Here is a 1,150-nt window from a genome sequence, read left to right on the forward strand (position 1 = left end):
GGATTTTATTTGTTTCATCTTAAAGTTTAGGAATAATATAGGTTAAATGTTATCCTTTTTATGAAACGCTATACTAGGTATTCTTTCTTGTTTTGCGCTTTATTTGCTCTGTAAATGCTTCTCATCAGCATCATTCCGTCTTTCTTTAAATCATGCCCCAAGGTATATTTATATTCTTTTGAAAAGTCTTTGGTTACGCTATAAATCAATAAAATTAATTTGTAAACATCCTTAAACACCGGTAAATCATAGTACAATGCCATTCTAAATAATTTAAATAAAAAATGGAGGGCTTGCGCCCTCCAAAAAATAAAATCGACCGCTTCGCGGTAAACTACCAATAACAATAAAATAGTTAAATGGATAAATTGATAAATAGTTAAAAAGCCCGAATAGCACGCACAGAGAATGCGAAGGCCTTATTGCCGTTGGACTGGAAACCATTGGCGAAATCCTGCCGCCACACACCGAGGTTACTGAGCTCCGTAGAACTCCAATAGAAGTTATTAGCAAAACCGCCAACATTTCCTAATCCCAATGCATTACCTTGTCCAATATTTAAATACATTAAGTTTAACTCATACATTGATGGCAAATACCAATCGCCATAGGTAACACCCCCAACTGTTACTGCATAATCGGCACAAACTTTTGCTGCAAAATTTCCTGTTTGTAGATCTGCCATTTGCGTTGCTACTATCATTGCCGTATTCATTGCTCCGGCATACAAACCATCGCCTGTAGTTCCAGTATATCTAGGAGTTCCGTTGTACCATTGTATTCCCGCGCTTTGATCGGCGGTGGCGGCTATCAACCCATGACATCCCGATGGGTCTAGATAAAAAATGATACCGCCTTGGTAAGAAGTATCGCCTATTGAAAGACCGCAAGTACTGCTAATTACATTATTAGTAATATCAATTCCTGTTCCAGCTGTAAACACACCTACACTGTCTTGGAAGCTTCCACCACCATTACTTAATGTTACAGTTGTTCCTGTTCGGCTTATGGTTTGTATTTCGTTGGTAACAGAACCATCTACTTCTACAGTATGCGGTCCTGCAACATAACCTAAAGTTGCAACACCTGTAGAATCTAACTGCGTATCGGTATCTACTGTATGTGCTCCTGCAACAAATCCTAAAGAAGC

At 38.5% G+C, this 1,150-nt stretch carries 2 protein-coding genes and 1 pseudogene (1 of these 3 cut by a window edge); all 3 read right to left on the minus strand.

What is annotated here, in order from left to right:
- Positions 1-68: 68 nt before the first annotated feature.
- Positions 69-341, minus strand: coding sequence for a hypothetical protein (locus tag FVQ77_13420; GenBank protein MBW8051312.1), 273 nt, complete (start codon positions 339-341; stop codon positions 69-71).
- 38 nt (positions 342-379) lie between these two features.
- On the minus strand, positions 380-1,018 hold the full coding sequence (locus tag FVQ77_13425) for a DUF1566 domain-containing protein (protein ID MBW8051313.1): 639 nt from the start codon (positions 1,016-1,018) through the stop codon (positions 380-382).
- A pseudogene (locus FVQ77_13430) lies at positions 975-1,150 on the minus strand (hypothetical protein); it runs 982 nt beyond the window's last position. The gene FVQ77_13425 and the pseudogene FVQ77_13430 overlap by 44 nt, the downstream one beginning before the upstream one ends.

The organism is Cytophagales bacterium (assembly GCA_019456305.1).
Classification (GTDB): Bacteria; Bacteroidota; Bacteroidia; order Cytophagales; family VRUD01; genus VRUD01.